Source organism: Brevibacterium sp. 91QC2O2 (genome assembly GCF_024580695.1).
In the GTDB taxonomy this organism is placed as follows: Bacteria; Actinomycetota; Actinomycetes; order Actinomycetales; family Brevibacteriaceae; genus Brevibacterium; species Brevibacterium moorei.
Genome location: NZ_JANIJY010000004.1, coordinates 110,400 through 137,343, shown reverse-complemented (window position 1 = coordinate 137,343; position 26,944 = coordinate 110,400). Strand labels below are relative to the sequence as shown.

23 protein-coding genes are annotated in these 26,944 nt (G+C 65.2%); 6 read left to right on the top strand and 17 right to left on the bottom strand.

Annotated elements, in window-relative coordinates:
- Window positions 1–72: 72 nt before the first annotated feature.
- Genes NQ036_RS05145 through NQ036_RS05130 form a run of 4 tightly spaced genes read right to left on the bottom strand, consistent with a single transcriptional unit; the run spans window position 73 to window position 4,672 of the window.
- Window positions 73–1,854 carry a type IV secretory system conjugative DNA transfer family protein gene (locus NQ036_RS05145; protein WP_257057534.1) on the bottom strand — a complete coding sequence of 594 codons (1,782 nt, stop codon included), beginning with the start codon at window positions 1,852–1,854 and terminating at the stop codon, window positions 73–75.
- Window positions 1,851–2,396 (bottom strand): hypothetical protein, encoded by a 546-nt coding sequence (locus tag NQ036_RS05140; protein WP_257057533.1) that lies wholly within the window; start codon window positions 2,394–2,396, stop codon window positions 1,851–1,853. Before NQ036_RS05140 ends, NQ036_RS05145 begins: the two co-directional genes overlap by 4 nt.
- 15 nt (window positions 2,397–2,411) lie before the next feature.
- The gene (locus NQ036_RS05135) at window positions 2,412–3,896 is read right to left on the bottom strand and encodes an ATP-binding protein (protein ID WP_257057532.1); all 1,485 of its coding nucleotides are present in this window, start codon (window positions 3,894–3,896) and stop codon (window positions 2,412–2,414) included.
- Window positions 3,893–4,672, bottom strand: a complete 780-nt coding sequence (locus NQ036_RS05130) for a hypothetical protein (RefSeq protein WP_257057531.1) — start codon at window positions 4,670–4,672, stop codon at window positions 3,893–3,895. The genes NQ036_RS05135 and NQ036_RS05130 overlap by 4 nt, the downstream gene beginning before the upstream one ends.
- An 83-nt stretch (window positions 4,673–4,755) precedes the next feature.
- Between NQ036_RS05130 and NQ036_RS05125 the strand changes: the two genes are divergently transcribed.
- The gene (locus NQ036_RS05125) at window positions 4,756–5,280 is read left to right on the top strand and encodes a phosphoribosylamine--glycine ligase (RefSeq protein WP_119664842.1); all 525 of its coding nucleotides are present in this window, start codon (window positions 4,756–4,758) and stop codon (window positions 5,278–5,280) included.
- Window positions 5,281–5,294: 14 nt separating this feature from the next.
- Here NQ036_RS05125 and NQ036_RS05120 read toward each other — a convergent pair whose 3' ends face one another.
- The 13 genes from NQ036_RS05120 to NQ036_RS05060 form a co-directional block, all read right to left on the bottom strand.
- The gene (locus NQ036_RS05120) at window positions 5,295–6,755 is read right to left on the bottom strand and encodes an SCO6880 family protein (protein ID WP_257057503.1); all 1,461 of its coding nucleotides are present in this window, start codon (window positions 6,753–6,755) and stop codon (window positions 5,295–5,297) included.
- A 6-nt stretch (window positions 6,756–6,761) separates the two neighbouring features.
- Window positions 6,762–8,162, bottom strand: coding sequence for a conjugal transfer protein TrbL (locus NQ036_RS05115; RefSeq protein ID WP_257057501.1), 1,401 nt, complete (start codon window positions 8,160–8,162; stop codon window positions 6,762–6,764).
- 30 nt (window positions 8,163–8,192) lie between these two features.
- A complete protein-coding gene (locus NQ036_RS05110; RefSeq protein ID WP_257057499.1) occupies window positions 8,193–8,513 on the bottom strand; it encodes a DUF6112 family protein in 321 nt (106 codons plus the stop codon).
- Window positions 8,514–8,645: 132 nt separating this feature from the next.
- The gene (locus NQ036_RS05105) at window positions 8,646–8,912 is read right to left on the bottom strand and encodes a DUF6112 family protein (protein ID WP_257057496.1); all 267 of its coding nucleotides are present in this window, start codon (window positions 8,910–8,912) and stop codon (window positions 8,646–8,648) included.
- Entirely contained in the window at window positions 8,909–10,549 is a 1,641-nt protein-coding gene (locus tag NQ036_RS05100) for a M23 family metallopeptidase (RefSeq protein ID WP_257057493.1), read from the bottom strand. The genes NQ036_RS05105 and NQ036_RS05100 overlap by 4 nt, the downstream gene beginning before the upstream one ends.
- Before the next feature lie 14 nt (window positions 10,550–10,563).
- Window positions 10,564–11,253, bottom strand: coding sequence for a hypothetical protein (locus NQ036_RS05095; protein WP_257057491.1), 690 nt, complete (start codon window positions 11,251–11,253; stop codon window positions 10,564–10,566).
- A gap of 32 nt (window positions 11,254–11,285) precedes the next feature.
- Complete coding sequence (locus NQ036_RS05090) at window positions 11,286–12,296, bottom strand: ParB N-terminal domain-containing protein (protein WP_257057490.1); 1,011 nt, start codon at window positions 12,294–12,296, stop codon at window positions 11,286–11,288.
- A gap of 6 nt (window positions 12,297–12,302) precedes the next feature.
- On the bottom strand, window positions 12,303–13,163 hold the full coding sequence (locus NQ036_RS05085) for a hypothetical protein (protein ID WP_257057489.1): 861 nt from the start codon (window positions 13,161–13,163) through the stop codon (window positions 12,303–12,305).
- 97 nt (window positions 13,164–13,260) lie between these two features.
- Window positions 13,261–13,635, bottom strand: coding sequence for a hypothetical protein (locus NQ036_RS05080; RefSeq protein ID WP_257057488.1), 375 nt, complete (start codon window positions 13,633–13,635; stop codon window positions 13,261–13,263).
- On the bottom strand, window positions 13,632–14,435 hold the full coding sequence (locus NQ036_RS05075) for a DUF2637 domain-containing protein (protein WP_257057486.1): 804 nt from the start codon (window positions 14,433–14,435) through the stop codon (window positions 13,632–13,634). Before NQ036_RS05075 ends, NQ036_RS05080 begins: the two co-directional genes overlap by 4 nt.
- Window positions 14,432–15,364 carry a bifunctional DNA primase/polymerase gene (locus NQ036_RS05070; protein ID WP_257057484.1) on the bottom strand — a complete coding sequence of 311 codons (933 nt, stop codon included), beginning with the start codon at window positions 15,362–15,364 and terminating at the stop codon, window positions 14,432–14,434. Before NQ036_RS05070 ends, NQ036_RS05075 begins: the two co-directional genes overlap by 4 nt.
- A complete protein-coding gene (locus NQ036_RS05065) occupies window positions 15,364–16,443 on the bottom strand; it encodes an ArdC-like ssDNA-binding domain-containing protein (RefSeq protein WP_257057482.1) in 1,080 nt (359 codons plus the stop codon). The genes NQ036_RS05070 and NQ036_RS05065 overlap by 1 nt, the downstream gene beginning before the upstream one ends.
- A 202-nt stretch (window positions 16,444–16,645) precedes the next feature.
- Window positions 16,646–17,614, bottom strand: a complete 969-nt coding sequence (locus NQ036_RS05060) for a helix-turn-helix domain-containing protein (RefSeq protein WP_257057480.1) — start codon at window positions 17,612–17,614, stop codon at window positions 16,646–16,648.
- A gap of 134 nt (window positions 17,615–17,748) precedes the next feature.
- Between NQ036_RS05060 and NQ036_RS05055 the strand changes: the two genes are divergently transcribed.
- The 5 genes from NQ036_RS05055 to NQ036_RS05035 are packed head-to-tail and all read left to right on the top strand — an operon-like array spanning window position 17,749 to window position 26,940.
- Window positions 17,749–17,949, top strand: coding sequence for a helix-turn-helix domain-containing protein (locus NQ036_RS05055; protein ID WP_257057478.1), 201 nt, complete (start codon window positions 17,749–17,751; stop codon window positions 17,947–17,949).
- Window positions 17,950–17,954: 5 nt separating this feature from the next.
- A complete protein-coding gene (locus NQ036_RS05050; RefSeq protein WP_257057476.1) occupies window positions 17,955–21,245 on the top strand; it encodes a helicase-related protein in 3,291 nt (1,096 codons plus the stop codon).
- A complete protein-coding gene (locus NQ036_RS05045) occupies window positions 21,238–21,903 on the top strand; it encodes a DUF4391 domain-containing protein (protein ID WP_257057474.1) in 666 nt (221 codons plus the stop codon). The genes NQ036_RS05050 and NQ036_RS05045 overlap by 8 nt, the downstream gene beginning before the upstream one ends.
- A gap of 4 nt (window positions 21,904–21,907) precedes the next feature.
- A complete protein-coding gene (locus tag NQ036_RS05040; RefSeq protein ID WP_257057471.1) occupies window positions 21,908–23,854 on the top strand; it encodes a site-specific DNA-methyltransferase in 1,947 nt (648 codons plus the stop codon).
- Window positions 23,855–23,859: 5 nt separating this feature from the next.
- Window positions 23,860–26,940, top strand: coding sequence for a type III restriction-modification system endonuclease (locus NQ036_RS05035; protein WP_257057466.1), 3,081 nt, complete (start codon window positions 23,860–23,862; stop codon window positions 26,938–26,940).
- Window positions 26,941–26,944 lie beyond the last annotated feature (4 nt).

Here is a 26,944-nt window from a genome sequence, read left to right as displayed (position 1 = left end):
GTCACCCGGTGGTGACCGCTGTGCCAGGCAGGTGCACGAGGCTTCCCAGCGTTCGGCTACTCGGAGGCTCGGCTACTCGGCGCTGGGCGGCCGTTGCAGGAGGGCTTCGATGCTCGCGCGGTCACGCGTGAGCCCGGTGGCGTCGCTACGCTTCGGCCAGGGATGCAGGTCGGTGATGATCGGCGGAGTGGAGCGCAGGAGGATGACGCCGGTGCCGAATGGGAGGGTGCGGATGCGGTCGGGTGGCAGGATCGGCACCCGGCGCACGGAGCGCTGGTTGGAGCGGGTGCCGTGATCACCGAGAGTGATGGAATCGGTGTACTCGTCGCGCTCGCCGATGAGGGTGGCGAGGTCTTGAAGGTCGCGACTGTTGGAGGCGCCGCCGAGGATGATCTTGACGATGCTGGCGTCCCAGATGGCCCCGGCCTGGTTCTCGCTCCACTTGTCCCTGGCCTGGGCCAGGGATTGGAGAACGGGCATGGTCGTGATCCCGGTGCCTCCACCTTCAGCCATCAGAGTCGGCAGCGATGGGAGCGGCGCCAAGTTGCCGATCTCGTCCAGGGCGAGCAGGAGTGGCGGGTCGAGCCGTGCGCCCGGGCTGCGGGCGGCCATACGCCGGGCGGTTTCGACGAGGTCTTCAACGAACGCGGCGACGAGCGCGGCACTGTTGCCTGCCCCGGCCCCGGTGGCGAGCAGGTAGAGGGTGCCTTTGTCGCGGATGAAGGCTTCGGGATCGAACTGCTCACCAGACCCGGGACTGACGGCGTCCAGGACACGTGGGTCGGCCAGGGCGGCCAGCGCCAGGGAGACGCCTTGCCAGATGGAATCGCGGGTGCGCGGGTCGGCGTCAATCATGGCTTCCAGGGATTCGGCCCAGCCTGTCGCAGCATGGGGCGAACCGGTGAGGATGGCGACGGCATCGGCTGCGGCGGAGGGATCGAGGGTCCAGCGGAACAGTTCGGCGGGTGTGCGGTGATCCAATGCGGCCGCATGCAGGAGGGCTTGGAGGGCGACTCGGGTCTTGCCTTCCCAGAATCCGCCTCCGTCGACCCCGCCGTCGGCGAGGCCTGTGGCGGCGGCGAGCCCGGTGGCGCGGATCATGGCGGTGAGCGGGTCGTCGCAGCCGCGGATGGGTGACCAGCGAAGACCTGCGGGAACACCCTCGGCCAAGTGCTGGGGGTCGAAGACGGCGACGGGCCCGATCCTCTGCCGGGCGCGGAGCGTGGCGGTGAGGTTGTCGGGCCGGGTACTGGTGGTGACCACGGCACCGGGTGCGTCGAGGATCGCGGGGATGACGATGTGCAGTCCCTTGCCGGAGCGGGGCGGGCCGATGAGGAGGATGGAGTCCTCAACGCTGGCCCACACCTGTTTGCCCTTCGACTGACCAAGCAGGAACCCCACATCATGAGGCTCGGGACTGTTGAGGGACGGGCGGAGTGTCCCGGCTCGGTGGACCAGTGCCTTCGCGGAGGCAGCTGTGGTGACTTCGTGGCCGGTGGCAGTCCCCGCCAACCGGTGTGGGTCCACATCGACCGCGCGGGAGTGACGTCGCCACCTGATCCACACCCAGGCTCCTGCGGCTCCGAGGAGGCCGAGTATGAGCGTCAGGGTAATCCAGTAGGCGATGGGGTTGAGTCCGTCGGCGTGGAGCGCGCCCGCGGGATCGCCGGGATTGAACAGGACAGCCAGGCCACCGGCGATTCCCGTCTGTGGCTGCTCGGCGCCGGTCACGAACGCAGCGACGGACCCTGCGCCGCGGATGGCGAGGATGAGGCCGAAGAGGGCGGCGAGCCCGACCATGAGGATGTTCGTCAGCTCGTCACCCATCGAGCCGGACTGACGCTGCGTGCTCATGGCACCCGCCGGGTCACGACCCGTGCCGAGGTGGTGCCAACCAGCACAATGTCGGCGCCTCCCGTGGGCAGTTCTCCAAGATTCAGGGTCACGCGGACGGTCCCGGCCGCGGTCGCTTCTGCGGTGCTCCGAACGAGGGCCACGGCGACGTCTTCGCCTGGCTGGAACCCGGCCCCGGTCACCTCGATGGTTTCTGGTGCGTGGCGGCGCCGGGCCCGACGCGGCGTGGGCGACTCATCGGTCGGCTCAGAGCGTGGGGTGCGGGCGGAACGGATGATGTCGGTGAAGGTGCTGCCGTCGGACTCTTGGATCTCGACTCGGATGGTTCGCGTGCGGTCCGCGGTGAGGACGTCGAGAAGCTCCCCGAACCGGCCTTTCGTCCACGGCTCGGCCGGCGAGAGCGGCGGATACTCGGCGCCATCCAAACTGACGGTAAGGACCCCGTAGGTGTCGACCGTGATGATGGCCAGCGGCAGGCTGACCGGCGTCTCGTCGGGGTAGGCGGAGTGGCTGTGATGAATACTCATGCCGATCAGGTGCACCGGGCGTCCCTGAGGTCAGCTGGTCATGCGGGTCGTGGTGTCGAAGAGCGCGAGTTCGTGGGGGTGGAGTTGGTGCTGGCAGACGAAGGAGCGGTCTTTGATGCGCCAGAGGCCTTGCCCGACGCCCAGCCCTGGCAGGAGCTTCTGCTCCGTGCCGGTCAGGCCGAGGGTGCGGGCGGTGGTGCCGAGCTGGTCGGATTCTTGCCGGTAGATGATCCGGGTCTCCGCATTGGCCAGGAGGCTGTTGGCGAGGGATCGCATGGCGGAGCCTTGGTCGCCGACGTTTTCCAGGTCGGTGAGTTTGTGGAAGATCAGCATGTTGGCGATGCCGTAGTGGCGGGCGAGCCGCCAGTGGGCATCCATCCGTTTCAAGAGGGCGGGGTGGGACATGAGGCGCCATGCCTCGTCGTAGATGCACCACCGTTGCCCACCGGCCGGGTCCAGGAGGGCGGACTCCATCCATGCGCTGGAACAGGTCATCAGCACTGAGATCAACGTGGAGTTCTCGGCGACCCGGGACAGGTCGAGGGAGATCATCGGTAGCGTGGGGTCGAAGGTGACGGTTGAGGGGCCGTCGAAGAGCCCGGCCAGGTCGCCTGCGACCAGGCGGCGCAGGGCATGGCCCACCAGGCGCCCGTCCTCGGCAAGTCGCCCGTCCGGGTCTGCTGACGTGCTGGGTTTGAGGATGTGGTCGACGACCATGGGCAGGATCGGCACATCATTGCCGCGCACCGTCTGGGTCAGGGCGGTGTCGATGGCGGTGTGCTCCAACGGCGACAGGGGCCTGGTGAGCACGGTTTCCGCGAGGGCCCCGATGAGGTCGCGGCGGCGGGAGGCGATGGTGGACGCCCACTCGGCATCGTCCATCCCGGAGGGCCGGTATCCCTCATCCAGCGGGTTGAGCCGAGTCGACAGGCCGTGGCCGAGGACGATCGACCGGCCGCCAACTGCTTCGGCGACGGCGGTATGTTCACCTTTCGGGTCTCCGGGCACATACACTCGCCGTCCGAACGGGAGTGAGCGGGTGTAGAGGCTCTTGGCCAGTGAGGATTTCCCGGAGCCGACGATGCCTGCGAGGACGAGGTTGGGTGCGGTGATGACGCCGCGGGCGTAGAGCACCCACGGGTCGTAGACGAAGCTGCCGCCCGAGTAGAGGTCCTGCCCGACGAAGACCCCATCAGAACCGAGTCCGCCCTCTGCGAGGAAGGGGTAGGCCCCGGCCAGGGTGGCGGAGGTGTCCTGATGGCGCTGGAGCCGAAACCGTCCGGGTGAACGAAGCTGAGCAGGCCCGGGTCCTCCGGCGGCGGGCAGGTACGTGGTCGCTTTCCGCTCGGCGCGCTCTGCGTCGGCTTTCGTGCGTGCCGCTTCGCGTTCGGTGGCTCGCTGTTCGGCCTGGAGCCGGGCTGCGGCCTTGCGGCGCTGCTTGCGCAGATGCCGTCGTTCCTTCGCGGGTGCGACGAGGACGGCGGTGTGCAGGGTCTCAGGTTCCCGGGCGGTCACAGTCCCAGCCCCCGCGACTGCTTGACCGCGGTGACGCCCGGGTGCTCGAACCACGACTCGTCGTGCACCGCCCTCATCGCTTCAGCATGAGCCATGGCCGGACGGGTGGGTTCGTCGTCGAGAACGTCGCCCGGTTCGATGGTGTGGAGGCGGTAGAGGCCGACGTGGCCGAAGGAGTGGTTGTAGGTCATCTGGTAGTCCCCGTCTCGGACTTCCCGATCCAGCATGTCTGCGGGTGGGAGGTCGTAGACATGGCCGTTCTCCATTGCCGCGTCGGTCGTCTCGTCCCCGTAGTCCCAGTTCTTCAAGTGCTCCATGGCGGTGTCGGGGCCGTCGCGGTCGATCATGTTGAGCACCTCATCGGCCTCCGGCCCTTGGAGGAACACCACGGAGATCCAGCGACGCACCGGCACTTGTTTGGTAGCGGGTTCGCTGTGCCAGGCGATCCGCCCGGCTGCCGACATCGCGACGTTGAGCCGATCCTCTGCTTGGTCGATCAAAGTCGCGGTCTGGTGGAGTTCGTCCGCGGCGGCCAGAGCGTCGGCAGAGCCGGATGCGTGGTCGCCGTAGTCGTCGAACGCCAGCTCGCGGCTGCTGGCGTGAGCCGATGCGAGTTGGTCGAGGACCTGCCGCAGCGACCTCACTCCCGACAGCAGGTCACCGAGCACCGAGTACATGTCCTGCTGGTGGTCGATGGTGCGGGTGGCGTGCGCCAGTCCCCGTAGCGCCTCGGATGCTTCCCCGGCGTCCGCGCCGGGATCGTAGAACGTGGGCATGACAGCCTCCCTCATGGTCGTGTGGGAGACAGGTGCGCCGGACGTTCCGGCGGAATGTCGGTGCCCGTCCGTACGCTTGAGGCATGGACTCGGACTTCATTGCGCTCGTCATTGCGAGCATCTCGCTTCTCGTCGCAGGGCTCTCGCTTGGTTGGCAGATTGCGCAGTGGCTCCTATCCGCTGGACGGCCGAAAGCAAAACTGCTTCACGGAGTACAAGGGCGTGGTGGCCTCGCTACCGGTCCCGTTGAGAAATCCGGAGAACCTCGCAATTTTGAGAGCCTCCGGGAACAGGGATTCAATGGCCCTGAGATCATCGGAGTACAAGTCACCAACCATGGTCGCGCACCAGTCACGGTGGATCGGATTGCGCTCTGCACGAGAGGTGGGAACATGAGTGTCGTTCCGCAGAACGAACTGCTGGGTCCTGCGCTTCCCCATCGACTTGAGGCTGGCACCAACGAGAGCTGGTACATGGAGGCCGACTTCGGCTACCGGCTTGTTGCCGCGTCGAGGGCTGCGCTTCACGAGCAGATCCGCGGTGTCTACATGTCGGCAGCGCTCGGCAGTGGGAAATCAATCAGTACTCCAACAACGTTGCGGATGTAGAGCTAGGCCTGGCCCTACACGAGCCGACACAACGGCAATGCCGCCGCAGTGAAAGCCTGGGCTTGCTGGCCGACGAGGAGCCGGGTTTCGCAGGAGGCTTGGATGGCGGCTTGTTCGATGGCGGCGACGGCGGCGTCGAGGTCGTCGCTGGTGGTGGCTGAGACGCTGATGAGGCCGGTGTAGCGCAGGACGCCGTGGCCTGCGGTGAGGTCGGCTTCTTGTTTGAGGACGTCGTGGTATTCGGCGGTCTGGCTCGCGTCTTCGATCTGCCCGATCCTCTGGCGTTGCGCGGCGTCGGAGATGTATTCGGTCTTCTTCTTGCGAATGTCGCGGGCGGCCTGGTCCGATCGCATCGGGGTGCACAGCAATGAGAAGGATCGTTGGATGCCGGTGGACAGCAGGATGGGTGCGAGGAATCCTGGGTAGACCATGGAGCGGGGCCACTCACTGATCCAGAGGACGGCGTGGTGGGCGGAGTCGGTGCGGAGCCGGTTCCAGGATTCGTTGACTGCGACGGGTCCTGCGGTGGCGAGGTTCTGGCCGAGTTCCCCGTGGCGTTCCAGGGTGGCTGCAACGGCGGGGTCGTAGGCGGAGCGCAGGATGACGGCGATCTGCCCGCAGGTCAGCCACGTCGACGGCGCCAGGTCGGCGGAGCGCAGCGCCGCTGTGAGGATGTTCATTTCTTGGCGGAGGACGGCGGCACCGCCGCGGATGCCGCCGCCTGCGGTGCGGATCTGCCGGGCGGCAGCCTTCATATCCAGGGACAGGGACAAGGTGGTCGCGTGGCGTTCGCCTGCGGGCCCGGCCCTGTCGATCAGCTCACTGTAGGTGGTGGAGGCCCACGATGAGTCGTGGGTGCCGTGGGTGGACCACCATTCGGCGAGGCCCGTGCCTGAATCGGGCAGGGTGCGTTCGAGGACTTGGAGCATGGCTACTCGCCCGGAGCGGCATACGGTGGCCAGGACCCGGCTCCAGGAGGTGACGCGTCGTTCTTGTTCGCCGGGGTCCAGGAGGACGAATGCCGGGTGGGTGACGGAGATGACGGCGGTGAGTGTGGCAGCTGTCGGGTCGTGGATCATACCGGCCCCGGTGATGGGGTCGCGGTATTCGCGCAGCCGCGCGGTGTCCCCAGGTAGGGCGAGGGTGCCCGCGGGGCGCGGTGTGACGATGCGGCGGCGGTAGAGCAGCTGGCCGCCGGTGGTTTTCCACGTCCACCAGAAGCCGACGGGGACCCATTCGACGATGGGCCGTCCTGCGAGGGGTATCCAGGTGAAGGCTGCGGACAGGAGCCAGATGGGTGCGGTCAGCGCGATGAGGATGCCGCCGCCTGCGTAGAACGCCCACACCAAGGAGACCACCCCGACACCCAGCGTCACGAGCTGTGAGGCGGACAGGCCAAGGAGGATGCCGCGGCGGGCCAGCCGGGAGAACTTCACCGGCACCAGCTCCGTGCCGGGAGCATTACTTGACGTCATGACGGGTCACTCCTTGGGTGGCTGGGGTGCTGGCGGATCGGAGGGCGGCTTCGGCTCAGCTGGTGGCGGACTTGGTGGCGGTGCGGGATCGCTGGACGGCGGGTTCGGCTGCGGCGCCGACGGCGGCGGCGCGCCTGGGTTGCCATGTTCGGGTGGCGTGGGGCTGCCCGTTTGGTCGGCGGCGTCAGCGGCGGACTCGGCCTGACCTGCGACCTCGTGACCGAGTTTGGGCCCGGCTTCGGCTGCGTCTTTGACGACCTCGGCGGCGACAATAACTGCGGCGGCGGGTCCTGCCGCGGCCGCGGCGCCACCTCCGGCCCCGGCGGTCTCGGTGGTGGCCGCGGTCGACCCTGTTGCGGGCGCCGAGGTCGTGGGCGGGGGACCACCGGTGTGCGACGGAGAACCACTGCCACCCGAGCCTTCGCCGTCGCCGTCGCCGCCGTCGAGGATCTTCTTCACTCCGTCAGATTGCGGTTTGGAGGGGACGGGGATGGGCTGGTTGAGGGCGTTCTTGGCTTCCTGCTCGGTGCCCATCGCGTGGTAGAGGTCGAAGCCGAGGAAGGAGATGAACCGGTAGACCATGTAGGGGGCGAACGCGGCGATGAACAGCAGCACGATCCCCGAGATCGGTTCGGTCACCGCCGACAGGTCCGCCTCGATCGGAGTGGCGACCTGGGTGATGGCGATGAGGAACACGACGACGAGGACGAGCTTGGAGACGATCAACGCCACCACGAACGCCGCCCATTTGCCGATCCAGGAGCGGGTGACATCCCAGGCGGCTCCGGCGAACGCGACGGGTGCCAGGACGATCGCCACCAGCAGGAGGGCCTTGCGGATCAGGAGGCTGAACCAGACGATGGCGACGGCGCAGATCATGAGCCCGGCGAGGAAGATCGTCACGATCGCGCCCACCCCGGGGGCGGCAATGTTGATCCCGGTGAGGCCCGCGGTGAGCAGGGCGATCTTGTCCCCCATGGTCCCGGTGGTCTCTCCGCCGGCTTGGACGATGCCGATGCACAGTTGGTCGACGATCTCCAGGGCGGTTGCGGTCAGCGTGATGACGAGGAAGGAGCCGAGGATGGCTTTGCCCGCGCCGAGGGCTGCCCGGGCGAGGGCGGAGGGTTCTCGGCGGATGAGGCCGAGGATGAGTTGGAAGCAGAAGAACAGCAGGACGATGAGTACGCCGATGCCGAAGAGCAGGTTGTACACGTCCAGGTAGCCCTTGGCGGTGACGTCGACGAGGGTGGTGGAGTCGAAGACTTTCCACATGGCCTCGATGAGCCACCCGGCGGCTTGCCCCATGGTGGAGGCCAGCCAGTCGAAGGGTGCTGAGACGAGGGTGGCGGCGGCTTCTCCGGCGGCGTCGCACACCGATGAGATGACGGGAACATCGCAGACACCCATCACAAACCTCCCAGGAGTAGGTGGATGGGGCTAGACCTGTTGGCCGACGTTCCAGAAGAAGTTGATGAGCGTGACGGCAGCGCCGCAGATCACCGCCGCACCGCAGGAGACGAGGACGCCGATCTTGCCGCGCCCGGCCAGGTGCGGGTTGGAGGAGTTGGCGCCGAAGCCCCACACGATCGCCGAGATGATGAGCGCGAGGACCGACAGGATGAGCCCGATGGTCATGACGGCGCCGACGATGGTGCGCAGCTGGGAGATGCCGGGCAGGCCGGAATCGTTCGGGCTGATGTTGATGTCCAGCGGCACCAATGCGGGCAGTGCAGCGAAGACAGTTGCGAGGTCGATCATGAGGAACTCCCGGATGGTCGGCCACCCACGCGGGGCGGCAGATGAAATGCGGTCGACCAGCAGGTGCGCCACCGCCCCCGGCAGCAGAAGGCCCGCCCCGGACGTGGTCTGGGGCGGGCGGTGGCGTGGCGGTCAGAGTTGCTGGCCGAGGTGGATGAGCCAGTTGATCCAGGCGACTGCGGCCCCGGCGAGGACTGCTGCGCCCAGGGCGACGAGGACTCCTGCGCGGGCTTTGGCGGCGACGCTGGTGTTGCCGGTTCCTGTCGCGATGGCCCAGATGATGGCGGAGATGATGATCATGAGGACTGCGATGACCAGGACGATGGTGAGGGCGGCGCCGATGACGGTTTTGAGGTCGCCGATGCCGCTCAGGCCGTCGAAGTTGGGGAACACGTTCATGGCAGGGCTCCTTCTTTGACGGTGATGTGGAGGTGGTCGTAGTGGCCGCCGGTGATGTCGGTGGGGTCGTGCATGCCGCCGCCGTTGTAGGGGCGCCAGCCCTCGGCGTCGCGGTCGATGTTCCAGATGGTTCCCTGCCAGATGAGGTATTGGACGCCGAGCGTCTTGGCATGGTCTTTGACCCAGTTGGTGACCTCCCACCCAGCCGCGAGCTGCGCCGGGGTGGGGCGCTTCCCGATGGGGTTGCCGAAGGTGATGTCGCAGGCCCGACCGAGGGGGTGCTCGGACTTGGTGCCGGTGCGCGGTGAGTAGCAGGACCACGAGGTGTCGGGGAAGGCCTGCTTCGTCTGGGCCATGACGTAGGCCATGCGCGCGGTGATCTGCCCTCCGATGGTCGGATCGTCCACGAGTGTGTCGGGGTTGCCTCCAGGGAAGGCGGCGGGGTCGCCCGCCGTGGTGGAGGTCGAGCAGCCGCGGCTGTCGGTGCCGCCGGTGGCTTCGGGCAGGTCCGCAGTGTGGTGCTGGTTCAGCCAGGGCGCGGGGTCGATGGCCTCACTATCGGAGCCGCCGGGGCGCACCTCGAAATGCAGGTGCGGCCCGGTGGAGTGCCCGGACGATCCGACGTCGCCGATGTGCTGGCCCGCGGTCACCTTCTGCCCCGGGGTGACGTGGATGCCGGTCTGCCACATGTGGATGTAGGCGGTGGCGAGGGTGGCGCCGTCGATGCGGTGTTCGATGACGATGATCCCTCCGCCCGCCTCGGTGTAGCGGGCGACGGTGACGGTCCCGTCGGCCGCGGCCATGATGGGCGTGCCCTGCGGTGCGGCGAGGTCGATGCCGGAGTGAATGCGGGATTCCCCGTTGATCGGGTCGACCCGCGGGCCGAACTGCGAGGTCTGCACCCAGGTGCCCTCCGGAAGTGGAAAGACGACCCGCGAAGCCTCAGCCGTGACCACCGGTTTCGCGCCAGGTCCGCTGCCGGTGCCGCTGGCGGTGAGGGTGGTGAGGATCTTCTCGGCGACGGGCGCGTAGTTGTCGTACCGGTCGGGGTAGGCGGAGACTTCCACGGCCTGGGCGGCCTCGCCTGTGCCCATCTGCTCCCAGCCGGGGATGTCGAGCAGGCCGCGGGGTGAGGGGTAGTTGGGGCCTGTGGGTCCGCCGAAGAACGCCTTGACCTGGTAGGTGGGGTCCATGAGCTGCTTGACGGTGCCCCAGCCGGATTGGGGACGCATCTGGAACAGGCCGAGACTGTCGTGGTCGGAGCCGTTCCCATCGTTCGGGTAGTCCCCGGAATCGGGGTAGGTTCCGGTGTTGGCGAGCATCCGCAGCGTGGACTCGGTGAGCGCGGCCATGAGCGCGATCGTGAGCCCATCCCGCGTGACGCCGTCGATTGCGGAGCCTTCAGTGATGATGATCGCGGCGTGGGTGAGCTGCTGGTGGTTGAGCGTGAACGTCTCCCCGGCCGCGGTCGTCACCTCCAGCGATTCCGGGACGTTCCCGACACTGACGCCCGGGCTGCCGGTGGTGGTGCAGGCGGCGTTGGCGGCCGGGTTCATGACCAGGGCGACGCCGACGAGTCCGAGGGCGGGCCCGAGGAACATGAGGGCGGCGGCGAGAATGGCGAGCTTCTTCAACATGACGTGGCCCCTTTTCAGTTCAGGGGGTTGTCGAGCCCGGACAGGCGCAGCAGGTAGCAGTCCTTACCGGGAGGGCAGGCGATGAACACGGTGAACGCGACGTCCCGTTCGGCCGAGGTCGGTTTCCCGTTCCAGGTGCCGTCGCGGTGCCGGGTGCCGTGGATCGTGTAGGCGGTGGCGCCTTCGGGGAGCTGGCCGGGGTGCGCCTGCTGGATGGCCTGCGCCCACGAGTCCGGGACCCGGATCGAGTCGATGGTGAGGGTCTGGGTGGTGGCGTAGGGGCGCAGCGTGGCCCAGGCCTCTCGGGTGGGCAGGTAGGTGGCAATGTCGGCTGCGAGTCCTGCCTGCTCGGTCCCGGTGGGATCGCCGACGTTCAGGAGGGCGGCGGTGTAGTCCAGGGGCATGAGCCCGGTGGTGGTGTCCCACGTGAACAGGGCGTGGGCGACATTGCCCGCGAAGGTCTCCGGGTCCCGGCTGGCGTGCACTGGCGGCACCACCGGCCGTGCGGGGGTCGGTGAGAAGCCAGGCGATGGCACCGGGGAGGCCGGTGCTGCTGGTGTCGGGGCCGTGTTCTCCGTCGGGGTCTGGGTGGGGCCGGTGAGGAGTCCGTAGGCGCCGAACGCCACCAGCACCACGAGTGCTGTGCCGGTGGCGATGAGGGCGATGAGTCGGCGGCGGGCTCGCGCGTCAGCAGGAGTCTTCATGACCGGCAGGTGCGCCGGGCGCCCCCGAGCCGTCAGATGGCCGTGAGCCTGGGCCGCTGTTCGGCATCTGCGGGGCCGGTGAGGGCGGTGCGGATCTGGTCGGCGAAGGCCGTTGCCTGATCGACGAAGGTGAAGAACTCGTCGATTTCGGTGCGGGTGAGCTTGTCGGCAAGGACGGCGACGTCGAAGTGGTCCCACCAGCCGGGAGTGAAGGACTGCCAGGTGTGGACGAAGGTGCGAGGCGGCCACGCCTCCTGATCCTCAACGACGGGTGCCTTCGGCCGCGACGAGGCTGGACGGTGTTTGCCCGCGGCGCGCTGTTCGGCCCGGATCTTGGCGAGTGCTTCTTCGGCCAGGCGCGCGGCGTTCTCTGAGCGGGAGGTGGAGGTGGTGGTGAGGTCGCGGACGCGCTGCCATGCCGGATGCACGGGCGCGCCCTGCTCGATCTTCTCCAGCTCCAGTTCGGCCTGGCGGCGGACATGCTCGGGCTGGTCGGGATCGTTGGCTGCGTCTTGGAGCCAGGTGACCTTGTCCAGCGTGGCGTAGGAGGCGCCGCCGGGGATCAGGTCGGCGGCCTGCTTCCTGCGCTCCCCAGAAGACTGTGACGGTCCCGCAAATCTTGCGGGACCGTCGTCTCCGGGCTGATGCTCACTGGAGAACCGGGTCGCTTCTTGGCGTCGTTCGGCGTCCTCGCGCAGCAGGTCGGTGATCTCCCGGTAGAGGGCGGCCTGCTCCAGTTGGGTGAGCGGCTTGTGGAGCACGTTGTCGTCCTGCTCGGCCAACAGGTGTGCGAGCGGGTCCGAGATGCCTGAGCGCACCCAGACTCGGACGGTCTCCCACCCGAGCTTCCTGATCGCGGCGAGCCTGCGTGCGCCGCAGACGAGGATGCCGTCGGGGGTGATGGTGATCGGCTGGAGCAGCCCGTACCTGTGGATCGAGGCCGCGAGGGCGTCGAGGTCTCCGAGGTCGTGGCGGTGGCGTGCCCCGATCTGGATCGAACTCACGGTCCGTTCCAGTTCGATGTGCCCGTCGGTGGCGGCCATGGCATGTCACCTGGCCCTGCCCGGGGCCGCCAGGGCGATGGAGAGGATGAGGTCCTCGTCGTGGAGGATCGAGCAGACGGGTTCCCCGATGACCAGGCGCATGAGAATCCCGCGCCCGGCGGGCGTGGCCTGCAAGGCGGGGTGCGGGTTCCCGAGCAGGGCGTGGAGCAGGACCGCCCAGGTGTTGCGCGTCAGGTCGAGGAACGCCAGGGCGTACTTGTCGTGGCGCAGCGCCTCGTAGGCCGACATCCGCGAGCGAGTCCTGGACAGGGTGGTGGTCACGTAGTGGATCGCGGTGCGGGCCGTGTCGGGTGGCCAGCCGAACCCGGTGAACAAGGCGACGCACTCATCGACCGCACTCAGGGCCGACAACTCCCGGGCATGCGGCTCCGTGCCGTCACGGGCATCCTCGGTGTCGGTGTCGTCGATGTGGTCGTAGACGTGGAAGGACGGGTGGTAGTCCGACAGTGGGGTCTCCCGGTCGGACATTCTCTCGGGGTCGTGGACATCCTCGTACTTGCGGCGGCGGGCCTGATGGGTCGAGCACAGCAGGCCCTGGCCGCGTTCCTCGGCGACGCAGGTGATCTGGACGGCGCGGGTGACCACGGCCCAGGGGTCTCGCGCTGTGCGGGTGGATTCGTTGCGCATCGCTTCGAAGGCGGCGCTGGCGGCCTCCCATGGGTCGAGGCCGTGTTTGCGGGCCAGCCCCGCGTACTTGTCGGCCGCATACGAGACGAGAGCACCAGCGGTGGGGTCGTGTTCCCAGCTGGCCGGGCCCGCTGCGTGGAGCCGGACGAGGATGTGGCGCAGGCCCTCACTGGTCGTGAAGTCCTCGCCGTGCTCCGGGTGTTTGATCGTGGTGGTCATGGTTGGTGGCACCTCCTTGACCCGTAGGTGCGCACCGGCTCCCACACCGCCAAGCGAGCGGGGCAACGGGCGCCCTTGCGGGTCGGGCCGCTGGGGGTCAGGGGATGCCGACCACATCGCGGGTGGTCGCGCGGTCCGCGTGCCCGCGGCCGAACGCGGAGACCGGCGGGAGCCTGCGGGCCCGCACTGCCAGGGCGCGAGCGCTCGTGGTGGCGGCGTGGCGGGATCGGCGGGCCATGTCGGCCTGGAAGTCGATCCCCGCGCGCGCCATGCGCGAGCCGGTTCGGGCCATCAGGTCGGTGGGACGCACCCACTCCACCCCGCGCCCCACTCGGTGCTCTCGGCTCAGCGCCGGGTCGATGACGGGGTCGGCCCGGCGGGTGGTGTGGCGGGCTTCGATGGCGTCCGGTGCGCCCGTGGCGCCTGCGATGTCCCCGGCCATTGGGTCGGGGGTCTGCTCGTCGGTATTCATGACTTCTCCTCGTGGTTGGTGGCCTGATTACTCAGGCCTTCGGATGTGCTGTTCGTGTCCGTCTCGTCGGCGGACTCGTCATCTACTGGCGCGTCTGCGACGGTGTGGGCGGTGAGCCAGCGGCCGACGGTGGAGGGGTGGACGCCGAGCTGGCGGGCGATCTGCTTGTTCGACCACCCCGCTTCGTGCAGGCCCGCGGCGCGCTCTCGTCGATCCGCTGGGGCCTCCGGGCCGAAGTCGTCGCCGATCGGTGCGGGTTCACGGCCGGGCTCGTCGGAAGCTGGCGCAGGTGACGGCAGAACGTCGGCCGGAAGCATCAGATCCGCCGCCGACGCTTCGTCGATGTCCGGCCTCATCCGGACCACAGCATCGAGAGGCTCCGCTCCGGCGTGAGGTTCGGGTGGTCGGGTGAGGATGACGGTCAGGTGGGTGATGGCCAGGAGCACGACGGGCGGGACAGCGGCAACGGCACCCGCGAGGACGCTGGGGACGTCGGCATCGGCGGCGATGACGGCGTGGATCGCGTTCGCCGTCACCGACACGCTGGCCCCGCCGATGAGTAGCGCCCAGGGATACCAGGAGGTGCGGGTTCCGGCCAGGGCGACGACCGCGACCGTGGCGACGACGATGATGCCGTCCACGATGAGCGGCCACGCCCACGCCTGCCCCGCACCGATCCCTGAGCGCCGCGCCAGGTCGGCGAGCGAGGTGAAGGAGAGCCAGAAGGCGCCCGCGGCGATGAACACGGTTCCCGCGACCGCGGTCATCACCGCCGAGCGGTGCCCTGCGGTGGCGTTCATGACAGGCTCCGAAGAGGAGCACGCAGCGGTGGTGAGCGGTCCAACGAAGGCACTGGCGCTGGTGAGCTGCCCATGGGACTGCTGGTGGGTGCGGTGGTGACGGTGCGGTAGGCCGAGCGCACCGTCACTGTCACTTCGCGCACGGAGAGTCCCGCCTGGCCACCGGCAGTGGTGAGCACGTCGAGAGTTTGCCCCGGTGGGACGTGGTGTTCGGCCATGGTGCAGGCGGCCCAGAACAACCCGTAGTTGCGTTCGCCCTCTTGAAGACGCCCCACCCAGGCGGCGAGACGTTCAACATTCACCCCACGATCCATCGCCTGCGACTGCGAGCCGTGCGCCCGTGGCGGTGGTGGATCGAGGAACCGGTGCAGCCGCCCCGCATCCAGGGGCTGCGTCTGGTCGCGGGTCACCTGCTCCAGCCGATATACGCAGCGCTGGCCGTCGATGACTCGGCTGGAGGGTGGGACGATGATGTATCCGCCGTCCCCGCGGAAGTCGATGCCAGCCCGTGCGACCTGCCACGATCGTTGTTCGGTGCCCGGGGTGGCTGGGTAGTACGCGTGGAGCCCGTTGGTGGGCGTCTGGACGAGGGCTTCCCATCCCGTCAAGAGTCCGGCATGATCGGCGCGGTCCAGGGCGACGTAGCCGTCGGCGGGCCCGTGGACATCTACGTCGACGACAACGACACCCGACGCGGCGCCGGTCGGCATCCCGACGTTCGCCCCGGGAGCTGACGCCCACCAGTGGCGGATCTGAGCGAGGTTCGTGGTGGCGTCGTGGAAGCCATGCCGGGTCAGCGGCTCCTTCCCACTGACGGCGACCGGGAACACGGGGATACCAGCAGATGCCAGCGCCATCGCCGCCTCGGCCAATGAGGCTCCAGGCGGCAGGCGCATCAACGTCTGTGTGAACGCGGACAGGCCGGGCATCACAGGCTCCTGGCTTCAGCGAGTACTGGCTCACGCCGCGCCGGTGCCGCCCGATCCGCAGCAGCGGGCTGTCTCGGGTTGTCGCGGGTGGGGTTGTCGCGTTCGAGTCCGGGCGGGGTGCCGTTGCCGACCTGGGCGGTGTCGAGCTGGTCGAGGATCTTCAACGCGACCGACCGGACCCGCTCGCCGGTGGCTTTGACGACGTCGGCAGGCTCGCGTCCCTCCACTTGGGCGGCCCAGGTGGAGACGTACGGGATCGTGTAGCTCGTCGTGTCCATGCCGTGCGCGGCGCCGATCATGAGGGCGACGGATTCGGCTTCGACCTCGCCGATCCCGCGATGCTGGCGAGCCTCCTGATTGTCCGGCCCATGCATGAGCACGTGCCCCAGCTCGTGGGCCAGAGTCTTGACCTGTGCCGCGGCATCCATGTCGCTGCGGACGGTGACGGTGTGGGCGAGGTAGTCGGTGACCCCGTTCGCCCCATGAATCTGCGACGCCGACGCGGCATCAGCCAGGGTGAACCCGGCGGCCTTCACCTGTGCGGCGAGCCCGTCCCACAAGCATTCTGGGGCTTCGCCTTCCAGCAGGTGCGGGCGGGGCGGTTCGGGGATGTCGTCGCCTGCGGTCTGGGAGGCGTCCCACACGTAGGCCGGGCGCACCCCGACCATCTTCGAGCGCACCGTCTCACCGGGCCGGGGCTTCTCGAGCTTCCCGAGCCTGCGCCACGACTCGGCATCCTGCGGGTTCGCCGAGGCAAACCGGCCCGTGACCGGCGCGATGATCTGATAGCCCGGCTGGCCCTTCTGGACCTGGCGGCCCAACCCCTGCCACTGCTTGTACCCCGCCACATACGACGGCGTCGGGTCGGGCACCAGGCCGCGCTCAAAGGCGGCGGCGTGCTGGGCCCAGATCAGCAGCGTGTTGTTGAAACTGCGCGAGCGGAAGTTCGCGGCGAACGCCAGCGCACGCTTCCAGTCCTCACCGGACACGAGCTGGTCGACGGCCGCGGTGAGTTTGTCGTGCAGCTCGTCGAGGCGGGCCTCACGGGCCTCCTGCTGGACCTCTCCTCGTGGTGTCATCTCACGCTCCTCCCGCCTCACGGCCTGCGCCCCAGGGTGGGGCTGTGGCCATGAGGTGCGCCGAGGAGTCCTGCGAGAAGGTGACGGTCAGTACAGTTGTGAAACGGGTGCCCAGCGGTCGGGGTCGCTGGCGGGGTTGGCCGTCAGGGACCCGGCGTGACACCTGACGCATCCTTCACTCATAGCAACGCGACAGTGGGTTCTACGAGGGGTCGGGGGTGTTCTCGTCCGTTTCCGGTCCAGGTATGGCCAGATCCAGACCATGAGCCCGCCGACGGTACTCATCGGGCGACAGCCCGAGTTCGCGGACGAACTGGTGGCGGGCATGCGAACGGCCCTCCCAGCCGACCTGGCGGCCCACCGCCTCCACCGACCATCCTGGCTTCTCACGCAGGAGGCGCGCCATCTCCTTGGCCCGAAGCGCCGCCAGGAACTGCACCGGCGGCAGCCCGTAGGACTCGTTGAACACGCGAGCCAGGTGCCGCCCGGAAATGTGAGCGACCTGCGCCATGTCCTCCAGCGACCACTTGCGGGACAAGTTGGCTTGGATGGCGTCCCCCACGGCGATGATCTCAGGGCGCATCGGCGGGAACCTCCCGCCCACGCCGTCCCCGGCCAAGGACACGACGGGTTCGCCGGGCAGCTCCCGATACGGCATCAACGGCACCAGCTCGGCCAGGAATCCGGCGAACACCGCCTCGATGTCGTAGAAGCCGCCCCCAGCGTTCTGGATGGCCTCGGTGCGGTCCAGCAGGTCCAGCATGTCGGACGTCGCCTGCGCGGGCGGGGTGGTGGCCCACATGTTGTGGCGGAACGCCTTGGCGGCGATCAGCTCGGCCTCGTGACGATCCCGCAGCAGCCCGTTCAGCCGCCACGTGAGCTGGTCCAGCAGGTAGTCCAGGTTCACGAACGCGGTCGTCACCGTGGCGCTGGGCTCGGGGATCGCCCCACACAGGGTCCCGGCGCACACGATCACCAGCATCCCCGGCCGGGCATGGGCGGTCCCGTGGCGAGAGTGCACCAACAGGCGGCCCTCCCGCACCAGCATGAACCTCAGGCACGTGTACGCCACCGGCTCCACCACCCGGGCAGAGGACTCCGTCTCGACATGGATCGGCCCCGGTGCCCGCTGCCTGACAGCGCCCGCGCTGCCCGGGAAAATCCTCTCCATACCTCATTTTCGCCAATCCACGCTCGAAGTGCACCCAGCTTCGGTGGCACATCTCCGCACAAACGGGGTCTGATTCGGTAGAATCAGCACGGTGTCCCAGCCGGTGGGGCCGGCACCGTCGAGGGAGGACCAACGTGACCGAGCCGTGGCTGTCAGCAGACGACATCGCCGCCCACCTCGGCGTCACCAAGGACACCATCTATACGTGGATCGCCGACAAGGGCATGCCTGCCCACAAGATCGGCCGCCTCTGGAAGTTCCAAGCCACCGAGGTCGACGACTGGGTCCGCAACGACGGCGCCGCCGACTCGGACTCCACCCAGGCGGGTGACTGACTCACGTGCGCATCATCAACAACGTCAACGACCGTCTGGGCGATGACCTCAAGACGGTTCTGGCCAGTGGGTCGAAGGTCAGGATCGCTGCCTCCACGTTCTCCATCTTCGCTTTCGAGGCACTGAAGAAGGAATTGGAACGGGTTGACGAGCTGGAGTTCATCTTCACGTCCCCGTCGTTCGTGGCCGAGGACGTAACTGACAAGGTTCGCAAGGAGCGCCGTCAATTCTTCATCCCCGCCGGGCATGCCGAGTCGGCGATTGCTGGGTCAGAGTTCGAGATTCGACTGCGCAACAAGCTCACGCAGAAGGCCATCGCGCGGGAGTGCGCGGACTGGGTGCGCAGCAAGGTCACCTTCCGCTCCAACGCAACGGGCAGCCCCATGCAGCCGTTAGCCGCAGTCGACGACCGCGCCGCCTATTTCCCGATCCAAGGGTTCACCACCACTGACCTGGGCTATGAGAAGGGCCCGGCCGTCTCCAACGTCGTCACCAAGTTCGAGGGTGCGGCTGAAACCCAATCGTTCCTCGCCTTGTTCGACCAGATCTGGAACAACCCGGAGCAGCTCGACGACGTTACCCAGGCGGTCTGCGACCACATCGCCACGGTGTACGCGGAGAACTCCCCAGAGCGCATCTACTTCCTCATCCTCTACAACCTGTTCGCTGACTTCCTTGACGACATCAACGATGACGTCCTCCCCAACGACCGCACCGGCTACCAGGAGACCAAGGTCTGGAAGAGCCTGTACAACTTCCAGCATGACGCCGCCACGGGCATCATCAACAAGCTGGAAACCTACAATGGCTGCATCCTCGCGGACTCCGTCGGTTTGGGCAAGACCTTCACTGCCCTGGCGGTCATCAAGTACTACGAGCTGCGCAACAAGTCCGTGCTGGTCCTGTGCCCTAAGAAGCTGGCGGAGAACTGGACGAACTACAACTCCAACTACACCACCAACCTCTTCCGCGAGGATCGCTTCGCCTACGACGTCCTCGCGCATACCGACCTGTCGCGGACGAAGGGCGAGTCCCTTGGCCTGGATCTGGCCCGCATCAACTGGGGCAACTACGACCTGGTGGTGATCGATGAGTCCCACAACTTCCGCAACGCCGACTACGCGGAAGAGAAGGAGTCGCGTTACCAGCGCCTCATGCGCCAGGTCATCAAGGAGGGCGTGAAGACCAAGGTCCTCATGCTGTCCGCTACCCCGGTGAATAACCGGTTTAACGACCTGAAGAACCAGCTCCAGCTCGCCTACGAGGGCGAGTCGGAGAACCTCGCCAAGCATTTGAACATCTCCACCAGCGTGGAGAAAGTGTTCTCTGACGCCCAACGGGTCTTCAACGAATGGTCCAAGCTCGACGCCGAGCAGCGAACCACGGACCAGATTCTGAAGATGCTGGACTTCGACTTCTTCGAACTTCTGGACTCGGTGACGATCGCCCGGTCGCGCAAGCACATCCAGGCCTTCTACGACACCACCGAGATCGGTGCCTTCCCCGAACGCCTCACGCCCATCTCCGTGCGTGAACCGCTCACCGACCTCCCAGACGTGCCCGGATTCAACGACATCTTCGAACAGCTCCAGGCCCTCACCCTGGCCGTCTACACCCCGCTGGCCTACGTGTTCCCATCCCGTCGCAGCAAGTACGAGGACCTCTACGACGTCACCGCAGGCAACGCCCGGTCGAATCTGGGTCAGGCAGGCCGCGAGCAAGGCCTCAAGCAGCTCATGACCGTCAACCTCCTCAAGCGCCTGGAAAGCTCAGTTGAGGCCTTCCGCCTGACGCTGGGTAAGGTCCAAGGCTCTGTCACGCACACCCTGTCCAGGATCAGCAACCACGCTGGAAACCTTGCCGATCTTGTCCCGGACATGGCAGGCCAAGACTTCGACATCGACGACGAGGACGATGCCAACATCGAGGCTCTCTCCGTCGGTGAGAAAATCCGCATCGACCTGGACGACCTCGACATCGAGTCCTGGCAGCGCGACCTGTGGAACGATCGCGAGACCCTGCGCGAACTCCTCGACGAGATGAACAAGGTCACCCCCGACCACGACCTCAAGCTCCGCAAGCTCAAGGACATCATCCACTCGAAAGAGCAGCATCCGATCAACCCCGGCAACCGCAAGGTGCTGGTGTTCTCCGCCTTCGCGGACACCACCGACTACCTCTACAAGAACCTCGCGCCTGCACTCGCCACCGCAGGGTTAGAGACGGCGGTCATCACCGGCGGCAACCGTGCGCACGCCACCCTGGGGAAGGGCTACGACTTCCAGCAGATCATGTCCCTGTTCTCCCCTCGCTCCAAACAGCGCGAGTTGACCATGCCTGGAGAGACCCGTGAGTTGGACGTGTTGATCGGCACCGACGTCATCAGCGAGGGCCAGAACCTCCAGGACTGCGACTACCTGATCAACTACGACATCCACTGGAACCCGGTGCGCATCATCCAACGGTTTGGACGCATCGACCGCATCGGGTCCACCAACCAGGTCATCCAGTTGGTGAACTTCTGGCCCGACATCTCCCTCGATGAGTACATCAACCTTAAGGAACGCGTCGAGAACCGGATGGTCATCGCCGACATCGCGGGCACTGCCGACGACAACGTCCTCACACAGGAAGACCCTGACGCGGCCTTCCGTAAGGAACAGCTCCGCAAGCTCCAAGACGAAGTCATTGAGCTGGAAGATGTCCGCACCGGGGTCTCCATCACTGACCTAGGGCTCAACGACTTCCGCATGGACTTGCTCGGATACATCAAGCAGTACGGTGACCTGGCCACCGTCCCGAAGGGCCTGCATGCCGTAGTTCCCGCCGACCCTGCCAAGGGGCTGGTCCCTGGGGTGATCTTCGCGTTGCGCAACGTCAATGCGGACGAGACTCAGCTCACTGGGAAGAACGGGAACCGTGGCAACCGACTCCACCCGCACTACCTCGTCTATCTCGACGAGGACGGCCAGGTGATCGCCGACCACACCGAGGCCAAGCATCTGCTAGATCTGCTGCGCACCGGATGCCGACCCTATGACGAGCCGGTCCCCATTGCGGTTCGTGCGTTCAACGAGGCGACCCGCGACGGCGCGGATATGAGCACATACTCTCAGCTGCTGACGGATGCAATTCACTCGATGATCGACGTCACCGAGGAACGTGACATCGACAGCCTGTTCACTCCAGGGCCCACCACTGCTCTCACCCAGACCATCGCCGGGCTCGACGACTTCGAACTCACCGCGTTCATTGCCGTCGTCACCTCCACAGACGAGGTGAGTCCTGGTGACTGACTTGCTGTACCAGTGGCCCAGCGCAGCCCACTTTGGGCGGCGGGTGCCCAAGGAGAAGTTCTACGAACACGCCAGCGTCAACACTGCGTTGCGGGAGAAATTTATCTCCGAGGTCGACCGCGTGATCTGGACCTATGACTTGGCCCAGGCAAGCATCAACCTGGAGAGTACTGCCGAGGTCCCCGATGTCGCGGTCTTCCAGGTTGACGTCAAGGACACAGACGTCTCCGAGCAGGTACTGAGCGCAATCGACAAGTCGATACCTCGTCCGATTATCTTCGAGGTCAACCGCGACGTCGCCGGTGTGTGCGAGACCCGCATGATCGCCGCCCACAAGCAGCTCGGTGCGGGTGCCCCGAAGATCAGTCAGTACTTCACCACCGGATGGCAGCCCGCCGACACTGAGCGCCAACCGCTACCGACCGCCATCACCTTGCCTGCCCTCTACGCAGCCCTGCTCGAACCCCTCTCCAACGTTGAGGTCCGGCCTGGCGAAGGAATGTCGGAGGTCGCTGACAGACTGAAGACCGTCAGCAAGCTCGAACGCGAGATCAAGACTCTGGAGCGCAAGCTCCGAACCGAGAAGCAGTTCAACCGGAAGGTTGAACTGCGCCGCACCCTCAAGACCAAACAAGCACAGCTGGAACAGCAGAGGTAAGACCATGGAGAAACTGCGCATGACGTCGCCCGACCTGACCGAGGCGAACATCGACAAGCTCGCCGAGCTGTTCCCAACCGTTGTCACCGAGACTCTCGATGACGAGGGCAACCCGCAACGTGCCATCGACTTCGACCTCCTCCACCAAGAACTCTCCGACCACATCGTTGAAGGCCCCCAGGAGCGGTACCGCCTCGACTGGCCTGGCAAACGGGCCGCCGCTTTCGCCGCGAACGCACCGATCGCCAAGACCCTCCGCCCAGTCCGTGAGGAGTCCGTCGACTTCGACACGACCAAGAACCTCTTCATCGAGGGCGACAACCTCGACGCTCTCAAGCTCCTCCAGGAGTCCTACCTCGGCAAGGTCAAGCTGATCTACATCGACCCTCCTTACAACACGGGGAGCGACTCGCTTGTCTATGAGGATGATAGAACCACCACGGTGGCCGAGCACCTTCTACGCTCGGGTCAGGTCAGTGACGCGGGAGAACGTTTCGTCACAAATACAGAATCGAATGGTCGATTCCACTCTGACTGGTTGACCATGATGTACCCGCGTCTCAAGTTGGCGCGCAACTTGTTGACGTCTGACGGTCTAATCGTCATCTCTATTGACGAGAATGAAGTGGCGAATCTCGTTCGGCTCTGCGAGGAGATATTTGGCCACGACAACGTCCTTGGGGCCTTGCCAGTTGTGATGAATCTTAAGGGAAACCAAGATGCATTTGGCTTTGCAGAAACTCACGAGTTCATCGTCGTGTGCCTTCGTGACAAGGCATCCGCGACTCTTGGAGAGTTCCCCGTCGACGAAGAAGCGTTGATCGCCGAGTGGGCAGAAGATGAATATGGCCTCTACAAGGAAGCCGACAACTTGCGGGCGACAGGCGTAAATGCGCCGCGCTCGAAGCGGCCCAACCTCTGGTATCCAATTTTCATTAACACCAATACGCTTCAGCCTTACGTAACGGAAGACGATTTGCCACTCGATTCACAAGACGTGGTTGTCTGGCCAGTAAACCCGGCCGGTGAGGAACTCAGCTGGTACTGGAAGAAATCAAAGTTTGCCGCGGAGACTCACAACCTTGTACTTAAGCACACCAAGAATGGATATCAGTTCTACAAGAAGCAGCGGCCCGAACTGGGAGCGCTACCTTCAAAGAAGCCGAAGTCATTCTGGTTCAAACCGTCCTACAGCACCAGTACTGCAACCAAACAGTTGAAAGAACTTATGGGCGGAAGGTACTTCTCAGCTCCAAAGCCCGTTCCGTTCCTTGAGGACATCCTGCGTATCGGGAGCGAACGCGACTCTATTGTTTTGGATTTCTTTGCCGGATCAGGTTCTTTTGGGCACGCCATCATGAAATTAAACGCAGAAGACGGCGGGAATCGTCGGTACATTCTGGTGCAAGTGGAAGAACCTCTCCCCGATGGATCAGATGCGGTTCGTGCAGGGTTTCCGACGATTCCCGCACTCGCCCGCGAGCGGCTTCGTCGGGCTGCTGATCAGACGCGCACCCTAGCTGGCCTTTCCGGTACCGCGGTTGACGGTGGATTCCGCACGCTCAAGATTGACACGACCAACATGATCGACGTCATCCGAGAGCCAGATGCGACAGACCAACTGGCACTTACCGAACTTGAACCCAGCATTAAGAGTGATCGAACTGCTGAGGACCTGTTGTTCCAGGTTCTGATCGACTGGGGATTGGAGCTCACGATGCCTGTCGAAAAAGAGACGATTGCTGAGCACCGAGTCTTCGACGTTGAAGAGGGAGCCCTGATTGCCTGTTTCGACAACTCCATAGGCCTAGATGTAATCCGGGAGATCGCCAGTCGCAAACCGGTTCGTGCTGTGTTCCGCGACGATGGATTTGAGTCTGACGCTCAACGAATCAATGTCGAGCAGATTTTCCGTGAAGTCTCCCCGTCTACTGAAGTGAAGGCGATCTGATCGGGATGAAGCTTCAGTTCAAGGTTCAGCAGTATCAGACAGATGCCGTTGATTCGGTGGTCGAGGTGTTTGAAGGCCAACCCAAGCATGACGGCGTCTCGTATCGTGTCGACCCCGGAAAGCCTCAAGCGGGCATGGCTCCGCTGTACTCGGATTCGGGCCTGCGCAACGCGGAGATTGCGCTGACCGATGCACAGCTCTTGGGCAACGTGCATAAGGTTCAGCAGACTAGGAATCTGCCACTTTCATCCTCACTGAAGGACAGTAAGGCTGCTCCCCATGCTCCGAACCTCGACGTTGAGATGGAGACTGGTACAGGCAAGACGTACGTCTACATCAAGACGATCATGGAGCTTCACAAGCGGTATGGCTGGTCGAAGTACATCATCGTTGTGCCGTCTATCGCGATCCGCGAGGGTGTAAAGAAGTCCTTCGATGTCACCGCTGAGCACTTCCAGCAGATGTACGGGACCAAGCCGCGATCCTTCGTATACAACTCCTCTCAACTTCACGAATTGGAGCGGTTCAGCTCGGATGCTGGCGTTCAAGTGATGATTATCAACATCCAGGCGTTCAACGCCACGGGTAAAGACAACCGGCGGATCTACGATGTCTTGGATGACTTCCAGTCTCGCAAACCGATTGATGTGATCGCAGCGAACCGTCCGATCGTGATCATCGATGAGCCGCAGAAGATTGGTGCGGAGAAGTCGCTCAAAGCGCTGTCGAACTTCCACGCGTTGATGATGCTGCGTTACTCCGCAACCCACAAGGTGGAGCACACCAAAGTACACCGGCTCGATGCACTGGATGCTTACAACCAGAAGCTGGTCAAGCAGATCGCAGTCCGCGGCATCACCGTGAAGGGCCTGGCCGGGTCCACGGCTTACCTGTACCTGGAAGCGGTCGAGATCGCGAAGGGTGCGCTACCTCGCGCTCGGGTCGAGATTGAGGTTCAGACCAAGACGGGGATCAAGCGTCAGGTTAAGCGTGTGGAGAAGGGTACGAACCTCCACGATTTGTCCAACGGGTTGGAGGCCTACCGCCCCAACGGTAAGTCCCTCGTTGTCGTCGACATCGATGCGAACCGTGACGTGATCGAGCTGAACAACGGTGACATCGTGTTCGCCGGTCAGCTCGCCGATCGCGACGTCACAGAGGAGACCAAGCGCCGCATCCAGATCCGGGAGGTCATCCGGGCCCATCTGGACAAGGAACGTGAACTCTTCAGCCAGGGCATCAAGGTGCTGTCATTGTTCTTCATCGACGAGGTCGCGAAGTACCGTGATTACTCCCGCGAAGACACTCTCGGCGAGTACGCGCGGATATTCGAGGAGGAGTACGCGCTGATCCGCGACGAGGTCCTTGGTGAGCTGGCCCTCGACGACGCGACCGCCGTCTACCAGGCCTATCTGCGCCGCGACGAGATTCGAGAGGTCCATCAGGGCTATTTCTCCATCGACAAGAAGTCCAAGCACCAGGTCGACGGCAAGGTCTCCGGCCGAGGCGATGACAAAGGCCAGTCCACAGACACCGACGCCTACGACCTGATCCTCAAGGACAAGGAACGACTGCTCTCCTTTGCCGAGCCCGTACGGTTCGTCTTCTCCCACTCCGCACTGCGCGAGGGATGGGACAACCCGAACGTGTTCGTCATGGGCATGCTGAAGAAGAGCGACAACACCGTCTCCCGACGTCAGGAGATCGGCCGTGGCCTCCGCCTGGCTGTTGACCAGCGTGGCGAGCGCATGGACGAGGCAACCGTCGGCGCGCGTGTCCACGACATCAACGAGCTGACGGTCGTCACCGACGAGTCCTACACCGACTTTGTTGACGGGCTCCAGAAGGAGATCTCGGAGTCCCTGGCTGCCCGTCCGCGCAAGGCGAGCGTCAACTTCTTCAAGGGCAAGACAATCCAAACCACCGCGGGCGAGTCGGTCGTGGAGGAGCAATTGGCCCGGTCCCTCTACAACTACCTGGCGCGCAACGACTACATCGACGACGACGGCCACATCACGCCCACCTACAAGGAGGCCAAGGCTGAAGGGACGCTTGCTGTTCCGACTTCGGAGGTCTTGTTGCCGGTGGTGGACTTCATCTGGCCGCTGGTCGACTCGCTGTACATCGACGTACCCAAGCCTGCCGATGACCGTAAGCCGAAGAAGGTTCCCCTCAACGAGGCCAACTTCGCGCGCAAGGAGTTCCAGAACCTGTGGGGTCGGATCAACCACAAGGCGGTCTACCAGGTCGAGTTCGACTCAGACGAACTGATCCGCAAGGCTGTCGAGCACATGGACAAGCATCTCAACGTTGCGTCCATGCAGTACGTCATCCAGTCTGGCAAGCAGCGTGATGAGCTGGAGGCGGACGACCTGTCGAAGGGTTCGGGGTTCGCGGTGTCGAGCACGGAGACCGTGACCGAGACGGTGACGGCTGGCTCGCAGGTGAAGTACGACCTCTTGGGTGAGATCGCGGAGAAGACGAAGCTGACTCGCCGTACGGTCGCTGCGATCCTCAGGGGCGTCCGACCGGATACGTTCGGGAAGTTCAGGCTGAACCCGGAACAGTTCATCACCGAAGCTGCGCGGCTGATCAACGAGCAGAAGGCCACCGTCATCGTGGAGCACCTCGCATACGACGCCCTGGACGAGACGTTCGACTCAGCCATCTTCACAGAGAACCAGACCAAGCAAGACCTCACCCACGCTGGTGACAAGCTCACGAAGCACATCTACGACTACGTCGTGACCGACTCGAAGATCGAGCGTGCTTTCGTCAACGAGCTGGACACCAGCATCGAGGTTGCCGTCTACGCGAAGCTCCCGCGCGGGTTCTTCATCCCGACTCCGGTCGGCGACTACAACCCGGACTGGGCAATCGCATTCAAGGAAGGCAGCGTCAAGCACGTCTACTTCGTCGCGGAGACCAAGGGTTCACTTTCAACTCTCCAGCTGAAGGGCGTTGAGGACGCAAAGATCGAGTGCGCCCGTAAGTTCTTCGCCTCCCTTAACAAGAAGAACGACGGCGACGTCACCTACGACGTCGTCACCGACTACACCGAGCTGATGCAGCTGGTCACCGCCTGAGAAA